Consider the following 12,664-nt stretch of genomic DNA (forward strand, 5'->3'; position numbering starts at 1 on the left):
ATCTTTAACTAGGAAGAAGACGATCGGGACATTCACAAATACTCCCCCAAAACTCTCTTCTTGGATAGTTCTTATCTAATGAACCATACACTAGGTAGTTGGAAGCGATATGATTATAGACAACAACGCCGCGAAGTAAGCAAAGGATACTTATAATATAAATACCAAAACCTACGGCACCTGTTGTTATTGAACCAAGTCCCATACCCACAATACTACAAATCACACCAAACACCACAAAAACGATAGAGAATATGATATTGATACGCTCTGCTAAAGAAAACTCCTTCCACAAATTGATCTGTTGTTGATTTTGCACACATGTGTGTGCGGTGAGTACTGTTGCCATAACCACTGTCTTTCTCTAGCCTTGGGGGAACAAAGTATAAAACAAAATTAAAAAAAACACTATACGGTTTGTCATTTTTTACTGACGACGATTTCTACTTACCAAACCCACCAGAATCATAATATTTGCCACTAATACGATCATACATATAAACAGGCTTACCGTCTGCGATACCACTAAAACATCTCCAGTTTGCCAAGCTAAGGAAGCATTGTGTAGCTGATTAGAATACACACCTGTATCTGTAATAGAGCTCCTACCTAATACGCTAGGCAAGTTAATAATTATACTGTTTAAAATGCCGATAGTAACAGCTAAGAATATTCCATGAGCTGAGCCTATCATCATCTGAACAGAGCCTATCCTCCCTCCTTCTGTAGAACGCACAACTCCCCTAGATTCTTCAGATGATCCTGTTAATCTTTGTAAAATTGAGCTTTGGATACGCCCACGCAATCCCCTCAAACAATGTCGAAATATCTCCATGAACACGACACTACCGCTTAATGTCGATGCTACAACAAATACAGCTTGTAAAATTGCAGGAGAGCGTCCGTATCTTCTTACGCAATTGATATTATCAAGTAGAGTCACTAAGAAAATTAACGGAGCTATCCCGTGAGCAGCTAGTCTTATTGATCTATACGAATCGCGAATAGACCGGCGATTTGTAAACAATAGAAGGAAATAACGAAGTAAATTCAAACTGTAGCCACAAACAATGACATAAGAAACTTCAACATCAGGATGGTAAGTAACGGAAAGAATAATGTACTCTTGCAATAGACCGCTAATTCTAAATATGCTGAATATACTCGATAAAACCACATCGGTTGCTGCTGTTGGCGCGAAGTTAAATTCTGCCTCTGCAGAAGTATCTCCCAATCTTAATAATTCTGATAATCTCTCAAATGCTCCACTTCCATGACCGATCTCTACCAAAGCAATCTGATTCGCGGTTCTTTCAGCTTCTATTTCGAAGGGAGGAGGTCCTATTAAACGCAAAGCCCAAAGATAGCTCGGGCAACGTACACTTGGGAAAAACACCCCCTCTGCTCCCGAGGCGTAGGAAACCGTCGTTACATTAGCTTGCGTAAATCCATCATGGTCTAAAAGAGTGGTGATATCTCCAGCCACTCTAAAATGATGTACGTTATTTCCTATGACGTATACCGTCGGAGCAATACCAATCACACGAATTCTATCTACATAGGGAGTACGATCTAACACCTGCTGAACTACGGCTCCCCCATCTCCATAAAATATAATTACATGGTTTCTATGTTGATTCCCAGGACGAGAGAAGAAATGATGCAAAGAATCTAATAATGCTTGGCATAAGGGACTAGATCGAGAAAAGCTAGGTCTTCGAGACAATCGCGAATACCAATCTCCTGATCCTAAATTATACAACATGCGTACGGGGACGTTACGCACTTCACTAATATATAGAGATTCTAGCTGTGCTTCTGCTAGAGTTTGACCACTACCATTAATATAGGTAACATCGACATCATATGCCGCAGGGATTTCTCTATTGTTATCAAAAATACTTACGGCTTCAAATATCTCTGAGGATTCTGTGACAAACGGCCTAAGACCGCCATGAATAAATAAATTTACTTGTTCTGTAGTCTGTTCAGGAAAGTGGGTCTCGGTATCCCTAGAATCTATATGTTGATCTTCTAAACTGATACTTTCTAGAGTCGGACTGCTGCCAAGATTGACAGGCAAAACCATAAAAAACATCCAGCCCTAAAGGCAGGTATAGGTATTCATAAACTCTCATGCTAAGAACAGGAGCCCCCTATTTCCTAACAAGCCTTTGTGCTACACCTAGCACTACATTCTGTAAAATCACACCTAGGAATGTTTCTACAATCATCCCAACATATAAAATGCTTAGGATGAATGCTTACAGATATGATTTTATTTAGTCATGCGTATCTGTGAACAAATGGACACAAGGTTTTTATTCATTAACGGTATTTTGTCTACAGCTTTTTCTAAAAATCTCCAAGAACATAAAAAAAAGTATCTGTAAAGAAAATCGCAGATACTTCTATAAGATCGCCAAACTATGAGAAGCGTTAATATCTTTGTTGAGCCACGATATCCCTAACATACCTCTCGCGCTTCCACGTAAGTTCCTTATCTGTTTTCTCTTTTTGCCAAGCAAGAAGGTCTTTTTTAAATTCCAACTCTCTTTCTCGCATATCGAGGTCTTTACGGACATATTCCATATCTTTAGAATGACGATATTGACGCCAAACATTGGCGATCTCATCGAGCTTTTGCAACAAAACATCAAAAGAAAGATTTTCGTTATTTAAATCTTCAGAGGGCATACGAAGACACGAGAGAATATCTCTACATGCCTCTAGAATTCTCTGCCCTGAGGGCGACTCTTTCATTAGCTCTATAGCTTGCTCATCGCTTTCTAACTCTATATTCTCATTTTTACATATAAGAGCAAGATCACGGTACAACTCCTGCCCCTCTTCGACTAAAACTTGAAATAAAGAATCCAGCTGATCTGCTAAGGCTTCCCTCTCCTCATTACTCATAGAATCAAAATAACTTTCCATTCTAGAACTTCGCTTTTCAACATGCTCTTGCACAACAATCTCTGAAGTCTCAGCAAAAACCTGACTGCAGCATACTAGAGGCAGGAATGCAGTGGCTAAACTATAAATAAAAAAATCTCTTAATCATACCTACTCGCGTTCTTGTAATCTGAATTAAGCTAATCAAATTCATCGAAAAGTATAGAAAATGAAAATCCAAAAATCAAATAAATGTGCCAAAAAAAAAACGACTTAAAATTTTACAAATAAAAATATAAAAACTAAGACAAGTATTAATGAATATTAATGTCCCTTATAGATAAAAAAATCCCTTAGACTACTTTCACAGTATGCTTTTCAATATGAGGAAGATTTCCTGTGTTCTTTTCTTTTATCTTCTAAAGGATTGTGCATGCATAAAATATATAAAACACAAGAAATCGATATATAAACTACTGTGATAAACATCAGCATAGCATGATAAACAAAGGCAGAGAGTCGTGTTAGCCCGATTCTTGACAAAAACTTATAAACCCTATCTAACCTGAGCATTTCTAAAATAAAATTCAGAAAATTCGATTTGCACACTACCTGACTTTGCTCATTTTTTAGTGCAGCTACAGGTTCAACGGCTTGGACAGGCACGAGAGGGATTTTAGTATGTCGATGCATCGGTAATGAAGTAGAGAAAAAGCGCTAACAAGCAAAGGAAAATGCATCACAAATCATTTAAATTCAACAGGAAAGAACTCTTAACTTTTACAACACAACCTATTGAAAATGTATGCTTTCCGCTCTGAAATCTATGTATGGACTGGATAGATTTGCGACCACTTCAACATTTTTTCCACAACATTTGGCAAGGCTTCTGCATTTTGCAAATCCGCAATAGATAAGGGTAAACGCAAAACGCTGTGAGCAATATCTTGCTTGTAGGCAAGCACAGCCTTTATCGCTATAGGGTTTGTCGTAAGGCTAAGCCATAAAGATAGCTCTTGCCACAACAGCGTGTTGCTTTCTTGGTAAGGATTATCTACGTAGCTACGCGCTTCTCTCGGCCAGCTATTGGACAAAACAGAAATGAGTCCTTGAGCTCCATATGAGTGCATTTGGGGCCACAAGCTATCATCTCCGCAATACACAACAAGATGAGGAGCTATTTGTGCATATTCGCGGCATCGTTCTATAGATCCTCCAGAATCTTTCACTCCGTAGCAGGAGGGATGGCTGGCTAATGCACCTACAGTCTCTAAATACAAAGGTGTTCCTGCTCTAGAGGGAATGTTGTATAAAATTACAGGCTTGTCCGTAGTATTTAAGAGGGATTCGAACCATAAGGTCTGACCATAGACCCCAGGTTTTGTATAAATAGGACTAGGGATTAAAAATCCGTCAATAGGATACGCATGGCATATCTTCATCCACTCTAAAGCATCGTTTAATGAAGTGCCAGACACTCCCACAACTATAGGAATCTGCAATTTCAAAGAACATGCAAAAGCAACTAAGCTCTCTTTTTCCTTCACTGTTAATGCTAGACTTTCGCCAGTACTTCCAAGAAGCACAACGCCATTTCCTTCTTTTTTTTGAGAATATAAAATTCTCTCAAAACTTAGAAAATCAATTTCATAATTAGGAAGAAATGGAGTAATGCATGCGGTAAGTAATTTCATAATGCTTATGTTATACTACAGAAAACTTCTGCTTAACATAATCATTATGGAGTTGTTCTACAATACTTCCCGCTAGATTTTCAGGAACGACTAAGCTCAATGCCATGCAACTTTGACAACAACAGAATACAGGAGCAGGGTAATTACGTAATTTATCTGTAACTGTAGTGACAACCTTTGTTGAAGCTAATCCAGAACCAATCATCGTAATCAAAGCTAGATCATAAAGCATATGCACGGTGCCTATGTTAGACAGCTGGCTATAGAGATCTTGGATAATCTCTTCAGAAATATCATCATCATCGGTGGTAAAAGATACCTTGGCATCTTGAGAAGTTATCAGTCCAGGAAGAATACGGTAGGTATCGAGTATGGGCAATATCTTATCTAAGCTCACAGCACCTAAAATACCACAGTCTACAGACCATAATCTCTGATGCTGACGTAAGGAAAGCGCCTTTACACGAGGTTCATAGCTCACGGTTTTATCCATAGCATAGATCCACGTACCTCCTTTAGAAACATCAAAAGTGGAGGTTACAAAAATAGGAATCCCAGCACGCACACACGGAGAAAGCATAGGAGGATAAAGAATTTTAGCTCCGAAAGTAGCGAGATTTTGCATTTCTTCAAAACTTAATTCTGGTATGAGCTGCGCATCTTCAATAATTCTTGGATCCATCGTATAAATGCCGTTCACATCGGTATAAATACGCACTTCTTCAGCGCAACTCATCTCAGCAATTAACGCTCCGGAATAATCACTTCCTCCTCTACCCAATACCGTGGTCTTACCAGAAGTACTCGCTCCTATAAATCCTTGAGTGATATAGCAAGCATCACCTTTCAGATTAAGTGTATGCCAATTTTCTCGCATACGTGAAATATCAGGGGTTGCCCGATGATATTCATCATCTGTCAATATGACCGTTCTTGCTTCCAAAAATTCTATAGGAAAATTATTGCTATGACAGAAAGCTTGAAACAAAGAAGCGGATATATCCTCACCTAACGCAAGAATCTCTGCGCGATCACCTAGAGAAATTTCTTTTTTATCCACCCACTTGTTTAACTTCTCTATCCAAGGAGATAGGGAAAAGGCAAGCTGGAGTTCATGAATAATTTCATCATGCTTCTTGGCAATATCAAGAACAATCTGTTCACGATATTCACTAGAGACACAACAAAACATATCTAATAGATCTGTAATTCCCGCTACAGCGCTAACAACAATAAAACGTGGTGTATTCTTACAAACAATAGCGTACACCTTGCGTATACTTTCTGCAGTCCCTAAACTCGTCCCGCCAAATTTATACACTACTGGAGACATGCATATTCTCCAGTATGCTGAAAACAATAGTTGTGCATGTTTGTCAATAAAGCTCCCGCAGCGCCCCGAACAAGATTATGTATCAATATATTCATTTTTATTGTTCGAAAATCTCCTCCACCATAAGTAATGGGGCCTATATGAACACGCATATCATCATCCGTAAGATCTTTTCTTGCTTGTGGATGCCAAAGAGTATCATAAAGCTTATATGTCCCTGGAAATTCTTCATTCCTACGATGGTAGGAATGAAGAATTTCTTCAATATCCATAGAATTGAGAAAAGTCACATGTAAAGTTAATGTATGCCCATACACTACAGGAACACGATGCACAGAAACTGCTATAGGAAAATGCGCAGGTTCATCACACTTGCCTAAAATCTTTAGCGTCTCTCTATGAATTTTTTCTTCTTCCCCTACTATATGAGGAATCGTATTTCCCAAAACATCCATAGAAGAAACCCCAGGATGACCGGCTCCACTTGCCGATTGTAATGTGACAATATTTACGCGATCAATACCAAATTCCTGTAAAGGAGATAAAGCTAAGGCAATACCAGAAACACAGCAATTAGAATTCGTAATGATCCTTCCTGAAAAAGGCTGCTTAACCACAAGACTCATATGATCTTGATTGACTTCAGGGATAAGAATAGGAACCGCAGGATGCATTCTATAGGCAGAGGCATTAGAGAAAACCAACTTTCCCTTAGACAAACAATATGTCTCCAAGGATTCTGCTATGCCTTCCGGCAAAAAAGATACGATAATATCTGATTCGATATCTTCAATTCTACGAATAGGGACGCGAGCCATACTTTCTGGCATGGGACCTAAAGACTCTTGCCAGACACACGCAGAACCATAAGTTTGACTATATTTTGTCTCGGAGGCAACCACTTCACAAATATGCCAAGGAAACCATTTATGCAAGAGAGCGACAAACTTTTGACCGACCAGCCCAGTAGCTCCCAAAACAGCCACACGCATGTGTTGCCTCCTGAAATCATACTATATCATCACTGATAATGAATAAAAAAGCAGGTTAACAAAACAGCCACTTAATCTAGAGTGTCGGTACGAAAAAAAATACGCACTCCTCTTATTCAAAAATCAAGGAATCTTAGAGGCCGCATTGTAATAACCGTTTTGTTTTTTAAGCAAGAACTGTTCGTTTACACAGAAACCTTTAGCCCCACTTCAGGTCCATAACATCCAGGAGGTGGAGATTCGTTTAGCAACCAGTCTAAAATTCTCAAAACCCCCTCAGCAAAGACTTCGCGAGAAAAGACAGTATGCCGCAAGGTAATTTGCTCCTTATCACTGATAAAAGCGATTTCATGCTCCCCAGAAATGTTGCCCACACGCGATGCGTGCAATTCAATATTCTTCACACTGTCGCTATCAGCCCCAACACGATACTCCTGCTGCCATTCCTTCTTCTTAGCATCACAAAGAATAGAAACTAATTCGTTCGCTGTTCCTGAAATCGCATCCTTCTTCCCTCGATGATGCACCTCAGTAATGCGAATATCATAGGCATCATCAAAAACAGCGGCAAGTAGAGCTGCTAAACGCTTCTGCACATACGCTCCTAAGCTCGTATTTGGACAAACAACAACAGGAACATAAGCTGCTAAATCCTCTATTTTTTCGTCTATAGATGAAGACGGTGCAGGTTTAGTCGTAGCAAAAATCAAAGGTTTTGGATTAGAGAGCAAAGCCCGGAAAAGTTCTTCAGACAAAGATGAAGAAGAAAAATCTACAAGAACATCATTATTGTCTATAACAGAGGCTAAAGAATGCGTACTTGTTCTGGAAAATCCAGGGCCCAAAGTAAAACGTGCTGTTGCCCTCAATAAATTACTGAGTAACGTCCCCATTCTTCCAGAACATCCGATAATACCAACGCGCATAAGTCCATCTCAAAATGCAGCAAAAACACTACCAATTATAGCTCTAAGAGATATTAGCTTTCCCTCGACAAAAATCCTAAAGGACCCTAGAATTTAAATCTCTTTGATTCTTTTCAACATGAATTATTCTTTAAAATTCGTAATAATCAATACAAATAGAAAGCTTTGTTAATTAAAGTAGATCTTAAACTATAAACTTACGATCATTCATGGCTCATCATATTGCCACACCACCTTCTAATTCTGAAAATTATTCGGGTGCACTTCTAAATTCTCGACTTCCTTTGTGGAAAGCTTACTGCCCTCAAGTTTTTTTTGAATATTTAGAAGCGCTACACTTAGTTAAAGGATCGGCTATAGATTTCGACCTTATCAATAACATCTTATTGTCAAAATCAGGATTTACACTATCACCAACGCAAGAATATCTCCCTCCCCACAATTACTTATTTGAGTTAAGTCAAAAGCGTTTTCCTATAGCTACACAAATGCGCGCCGTAGATGACGACGGCTTTTCTATTTTTCCCGATCTGATTCACGATGTATTTTGCCACGTTCCCTGGCTACTACATCCCGAGTTTATGAAGTTTTTCTTTACTATGGGACAGCTGTTTATAAAAGCTATACGTAGAGCAAAGGAGATCTACCCTATCGAAGATCAACCGCGCATCCTCAATAGTAACGCTCTCGCCATCTCAAGATGTTTTTGGTTTACCGTAGAAAATGGCCTTATCGAAGAACAGGGAAAAAGAAAAGCTTATGGAGCTGCTATATTGAGCTCCACGGAACAATTAACCTATACTTTTAATAATAACGTGTTCGTCTCCCCATTTAAAACGGAGCACATTATACAACGTCCTTGCAATCCAAATTCCATACAAACAACATTCTTTATTATCCGCGATTTCGACGAATTAAATGCTATCTCGGAACAAATGCACCAGTTTCTAAATCAGGGACAACTTGATTTTATTGTCTTTGGTCCCCACGACATATATTATCCAGACATCGTCTACTTTTTAAATGAGCATGTCCTTGCATAAAGATAGGGTATTTTTTAACCTAGCCCTCACCTTTTCATTGATTCTGATCCTATCGAATCTGGTAGCAGCTTCTAGGCTCATCGTCACCCCCTACTTCACTATTCCCGGAGGACTACTTTTCTATCCCATGACCTTTATGATTTCTAACATCGTTAATGAAATCTTTGGTCCGGAAAAAACCCGACACATGGTATTTACAGCATTTGCCGGAAATATTCTTTCCTTAATACTTCTCCAAATCGTCTCTTTTCTTCCAGCTTCTTCCTCAGAAATAGCAAATGCCTGGCATACGCTATTTGATATTAGTCCCGTCGCCTTTATCGCCTCCTTTACCGCTTTTTCTACTTCACAACATCTAGACATCGTTTCCTTCCACTTTTTTAAACAGCGCTTTCCTAAATCCCCCCTTTGGATACGTAATAACGCATCCTCCATGCTCTCACAAATGGTCGATACCCTCATTGTTGATCTCGGCGTAATCTACCTAGGAATGCATCTACCCCTTACAAAAACTTTACAAATCATGACATGCTCATACCTATATAAAATTTTCTTTAGCATAGCTACTACGCCAGTTTTTTATATGGGAATAAGAAAGATATCCAGCGTTTATAAAGATAATATAAAAACAAAACACGAGACATTAGTATAGAGAAACAACTAAATGGGACTGAAATTAAATGATTTCTTTTTCTAAAAGAGTTATAATTTTTTAGAAAAAGAATAATCAAACAATTTTATGGCTAATTTCCTTCTTTCTTCGCCAAGTATCCCACCAGGGTCAACCTATACCCTATACAATCCTCTTCCTGGGCAAGGGAACGCTGCGCCTGCGAGGAAAAAAACACCTGTTACTGGTCCAGGATCGTTTGATAACGCCTCATTTTTAAGTAAACTAGCCCGAGCAATCCTAGCTGCTATACTGATTATTGTTACTCTAGGGTTAATTCTGTGCATCATGTCCTCACAAAATCTCTTGGACTTGAATACCCATGAAATCTGCTTAGATTACTCAGACTACGACTATCCTTCTTATCTCCCTTATGGGTATGATCCAACGTTCTTCCCAGCAACCCCAACAGTTACATTTGAAAGCTGGGATAGCTCCGAGATTTTAGACCAATTCCTACGGTTATTCAAAACCCGTACCGATTTGTTCGTTCCAGAAAGAACTGTAGAAATCGCTACCTATTTTTCTATAGAACGCATAATACTTCAGGATATGCATATGTATGACCTGAATACTCAGCAACTCCTAGACCAACCCGATCCTAGCCAATGTCGCCACAATGAAATAACCGAGTACCCTCACCTACAAGGCAGAAACTGTAATAATTTCCGCATATTTGCCTATCCTATGTGGCACCATCCCATGGCAAATAATCAAGAGGAAATGACAGCGAGAATGGATGCAACAATACAAGCAGGGTATGCAGGAATATCTCATTGGACCTCGGTAATTGTAAACCTAGATAGAAGAGAAGTACTTTTCTTCGACAGTCTCGCGCATTTTGTAGAGAACAATAAGATCGATCCCGTTTTGAAATCGCTAGCGACCAGATTAGGAAACTGTCATTTGGATGCTAACGGAGCACGCTCTCCATTTACTGTAAAAAAAGTTGTCAAAACTCCTGTGCAAAAAGATGGTTCATCTTGTGGGATGTGGGTAGCATTATTCCTTGAGAAATATTTAGAAAACCCCAACTATGTCCCCCCTACCATGGGATATACTGAAACCCAAAACTTTATACAAAATTATCTAGACAATCTTCCTGGAGCCGACGGAAATCACGATATGCAGCCAGCACCTATAAATTAAACTCCTTATGTATCACTGTAGCAATCTCAAAAAACAGATAGGGTATTTTCTAACCGGATTAACCTTATTGTCCTCTACTTACGCATTAGCAACAACTGAGGAAAATCATCCCTGTGTTGTGCTCACAGGAGCTTCAGGTCAATTAGGATCAGGAATCGCACGCTATCTTCATGATAAAGATTACCACCTACTGCTTGTCGGAAGACAAAATAGCAAGCTATGCGCTCTGCACCAGCAAAACCCCAATTCCTCAACCCTAGCTATCGACTATTCCCTTCCAGGATATCTTGCTGATTATAAAAATGCGCTTAAAGAGCTCAATCGCCCCATTCACGGACTTATTATTTCTACCCCACGGCCTATTTGGAGTGGCATATTACAATCTCCAGAGTCTTGGGAAACTACATTACAGACAACCTTCATAGCACAGACCGCTTTGATTCAAGCGACTCTTCCCTATATGAGTCCACAAAGCTCTATTGTGATTATCGGAGGAACCGCATCGGTACAGTTACTCTCCTCCTACGGACTTTCCTGTGTGATTCGTCGTATGTGGACAACATACGCGAAAGCCTTAGCCCATGAATTAGGTCCTAAAGGGATTCGCGTAAATGTTGTCTCTCCAGGAATTGTGTGCACTTCATTTCACAAAGAAAGAATTCGAGAAAGAGCAAGAGTAAATCACTCTAGTTATGCAGAAGAATACACTAAAGAAACCGACGCCATACCCTTACGACGTTTTTGCGAAACCGAAGAGCTAGCACAAACTATCGAGTTTCTTCTCTCGTCATCATCATCTTTCATTTCAGGAATTAATTTAGTTCTCGATGGAGGGTTTACAAGCTCTCTGAACTAACGCAGAGTTTCCCCAATGCTAAAGAAACAACTGGGTTAGGATATGCACTAAAAGAAACCCACATTCCTCCTAAACCTTGAACAGAAACTCCTCTACTAGCACCTATAGCTACTGCAGGTCCTTTTTGTAACCAAGGAAAACTTGAAGTGCAATAATCCACCTCCCCCTCTTCAAAAGCTTATACTTCTCTCATTAAAATAAGAAATCTCTTTAATTGGTATCACCTGGCATAATTGCACATCAAGTAGAGTGCAATTACGCTAGCTCTTCTTTCCTAAAATCCTCCGTTTTTTTAGAGGCCAATTTCAACCTCTTTCTTTGCACAAAAATGCGCATCATTATGGCCCTAATTTTGGTCTCCGTTTTCAAAATTTGACTAGCTAGACTAACGCTTTTAGAAGGATTTTCAAGGTTGTTAAAATATTTATCTTCATAGTTTAAACATTCCAACATCTCTTCCGGATCATTTCCAAAACACTCACGAACTTTAGCAGGCAAAGCGTCAAACAGCTCCCAAACCTCTATAATTGCGTTTAGAGCCTCGAAACAGTCAATAGGGCAACAAACCACATGACACAGAGATCGTTGCTCTAAACGCCTTAAAACGCTTACAGCATTAACCTTTGCAGCAATAATGATCCTCAAAACTCATAATTGCTCCATACTTTTACACCTCAGCTTTCCGTTTTGGTTTTCACAGAACTCACTTATCTACGAACGTGAGTCTTTGTTGTTCAAAACAGAAAACTGAGTACAAAATTAGAAATGATCAATAAGACCAGAAACAGAATAGACAGGCATAGGTCGTGCACAACGCAAAGAAAATCTGGCTCTTGAGGAGCAGAAACGCATCAGAAACAACCGCACATCCCGCCTCACTAAAGAACCCTTCTCAGGCAAATTCCTATCCTCATACGTCAACGTAAGAAAACTATTCTGCCCATAAAGAGACGCTTCATGAATGCAACGATACGACCACACCTTCGCACTCCCATGCACAAGCACTTCGTTCTTATGCATGGGAGTGCGAAAGTATGTTATGCGTGCAGCTGCCAAATTATTCAGAGAAACTGAGAACCCGCTGTACGGTTTAGTTCTGCTTAGGA

13 protein-coding genes are annotated in these 12,664 nt (G+C 39.4%); 4 read left to right on the forward strand and 9 right to left on the reverse strand.

What is annotated here, in order from left to right; translation table 11 throughout:
* Positions 1-4: 4 nt before the first annotated feature.
* From CCA_RS03555 to CCA_RS03590, 7 genes are all read right to left on the reverse strand, one after another.
* Positions 5-349 carry a hypothetical protein gene (locus CCA_RS03555; RefSeq protein ID WP_041462224.1) on the reverse strand — a complete coding sequence of 115 codons (345 nt, stop codon included), beginning with the start codon at positions 347-349 and terminating at the stop codon, positions 5-7.
* A 78-nt stretch (positions 350-427) separates the two neighbouring features.
* Positions 428-2,089, reverse strand: coding sequence for a DUF687 domain-containing protein (locus tag CCA_RS03560; protein ID WP_041462285.1), 1,662 nt, complete (start codon positions 2,087-2,089; stop codon positions 428-430).
* A 350-nt stretch (positions 2,090-2,439) separates the two neighbouring features.
* Positions 2,440-2,937, reverse strand: coding sequence for a hypothetical protein (locus CCA_RS03565; RefSeq protein WP_238374148.1), 498 nt, complete (start codon positions 2,935-2,937; stop codon positions 2,440-2,442).
* Between the two features lie 782 nt (positions 2,938-3,719).
* Positions 3,720-4,589, reverse strand: coding sequence for a 4-hydroxy-tetrahydrodipicolinate synthase (gene dapA, locus CCA_RS03575; protein ID WP_011006668.1), 870 nt, complete (start codon positions 4,587-4,589; stop codon positions 3,720-3,722).
* Positions 4,590-4,599: 10 nt separating this feature from the next.
* On the reverse strand, positions 4,600-5,922 hold the full coding sequence (locus CCA_RS03580; RefSeq protein WP_011006669.1) for an aspartate kinase: 1,323 nt from the start codon (positions 5,920-5,922) through the stop codon (positions 4,600-4,602).
* Positions 5,910-6,914: an aspartate-semialdehyde dehydrogenase gene (gene asd, locus CCA_RS03585; protein WP_011006670.1), complete on the reverse strand. Its 1,005-nt coding sequence runs from the start codon at positions 6,912-6,914 to the stop codon at positions 5,910-5,912. Before asd ends, CCA_RS03580 begins: the two co-directional genes overlap by 13 nt.
* A 185-nt stretch (positions 6,915-7,099) precedes the next feature.
* Positions 7,100-7,840, reverse strand: coding sequence for a 4-hydroxy-tetrahydrodipicolinate reductase (locus CCA_RS03590; protein WP_011006671.1), 741 nt, complete (start codon positions 7,838-7,840; stop codon positions 7,100-7,102).
* Between the two features lie 209 nt (positions 7,841-8,049).
* Between CCA_RS03590 and CCA_RS03595 the strand changes: the two genes are divergently transcribed.
* The 4 genes from CCA_RS03595 (at position 8,050) to CCA_RS03610 (ending at position 11,558) form a co-directional block, all read left to right on the forward strand.
* A complete protein-coding gene (locus CCA_RS03595; RefSeq protein WP_011006672.1) occupies positions 8,050-8,883 on the forward strand; it encodes a phenylalanine 4-monooxygenase in 834 nt (277 codons plus the stop codon).
* Positions 8,870-9,535, forward strand: a complete 666-nt coding sequence (locus CCA_RS03600) for a queuosine precursor transporter (protein ID WP_050707697.1) — start codon at positions 8,870-8,872, stop codon at positions 9,533-9,535. The genes CCA_RS03595 and CCA_RS03600 overlap by 14 nt, the downstream gene beginning before the upstream one ends.
* Before the next feature lie 87 nt (positions 9,536-9,622).
* Positions 9,623-10,702, forward strand: a complete 1,080-nt coding sequence (locus CCA_RS03605; RefSeq protein ID WP_011006674.1) for a Ulp1 family isopeptidase — start codon at positions 9,623-9,625, stop codon at positions 10,700-10,702.
* A 7-nt stretch (positions 10,703-10,709) separates the two neighbouring features.
* Positions 10,710-11,558, forward strand: coding sequence for an SDR family oxidoreductase (locus tag CCA_RS03610; protein WP_011006675.1), 849 nt, complete (start codon positions 10,710-10,712; stop codon positions 11,556-11,558).
* Positions 11,559-11,813: 255 nt separating this feature from the next.
* Here CCA_RS03610 and CCA_RS05470 read toward each other — a convergent pair whose 3' ends face one another.
* Together CCA_RS05470 and CCA_RS05390 are read right to left on the reverse strand one after the other, a co-directional pair.
* Entirely contained in the window at positions 11,814-12,203 is a 390-nt protein-coding gene (locus tag CCA_RS05470; protein ID WP_011006676.1) for a scaffolding protein, read from the reverse strand.
* A 114-nt stretch (positions 12,204-12,317) separates the two neighbouring features.
* Entirely contained in the window at positions 12,318-12,539 is a 222-nt protein-coding gene (locus CCA_RS05390) for a hypothetical protein (protein WP_202943187.1), read from the reverse strand.
* Positions 12,540-12,664: the final 125 nt, after the last annotated feature.

It is taken from the genome of Chlamydia caviae GPIC (assembly GCF_000007605.1).
In the GTDB taxonomy this organism is placed as follows: domain Bacteria; phylum Chlamydiota; class Chlamydiia; order Chlamydiales; family Chlamydiaceae; genus Chlamydia; species Chlamydia caviae.

What these genes read in the sequence shown, in the direction of transcription:
- CCA_RS03555 (WP_041462224.1), bottom strand. Translation starts at nt 349, where the DNA reads ATGGCAACAGTACTCACCGCACACACATGTGTGCAAAATCAACAACAG.
- CCA_RS03560 (WP_041462285.1), bottom strand. Translation starts at nt 2,089, where the DNA reads ATGGTTTTGCCTGTCAATCTTGGCAGCAGTCCGACTCTAGAAAGTATC.
- CCA_RS03565 (WP_238374148.1), bottom strand. Translation starts at nt 2,937, where the DNA reads ATGGAAAGTTATTTTGATTCTATGAGTAATGAGGAGAGGGAAGCCTTA.
- dapA (WP_011006668.1), bottom strand. Translation starts at nt 4,589, where the DNA reads ATGAAATTACTTACCGCATGCATTACTCCATTTCTTCCTAATTATGAA.
- CCA_RS03580 (WP_011006669.1), bottom strand. Translation starts at nt 5,922, where the DNA reads ATGTCTCCAGTAGTGTATAAATTTGGCGGGACGAGTTTAGGGACTGCA.
- asd (WP_011006670.1), bottom strand. Translation starts at nt 6,914, where the DNA reads ATGCGTGTGGCTGTTTTGGGAGCTACTGGGCTGGTCGGTCAAAAGTTT.
- CCA_RS03590 (WP_011006671.1), bottom strand. Translation starts at nt 7,840, where the DNA reads ATGCGCGTTGGTATTATCGGATGTTCTGGAAGAATGGGGACGTTACTC.
- CCA_RS03595 (WP_011006672.1), top strand. Translation starts at nt 8,050, where the DNA reads ATGGCTCATCATATTGCCACACCACCTTCTAATTCTGAAAATTATTCG.
- CCA_RS03600 (WP_050707697.1), top strand. Translation starts at nt 8,870, where the DNA reads ATGTCCTTGCATAAAGATAGGGTATTTTTTAACCTAGCCCTCACCTTT.
- CCA_RS03605 (WP_011006674.1), top strand. Translation starts at nt 9,623, where the DNA reads ATGGCTAATTTCCTTCTTTCTTCGCCAAGTATCCCACCAGGGTCAACC.
- CCA_RS03610 (WP_011006675.1), top strand. Translation starts at nt 10,710, where the DNA reads ATGTATCACTGTAGCAATCTCAAAAAACAGATAGGGTATTTTCTAACC.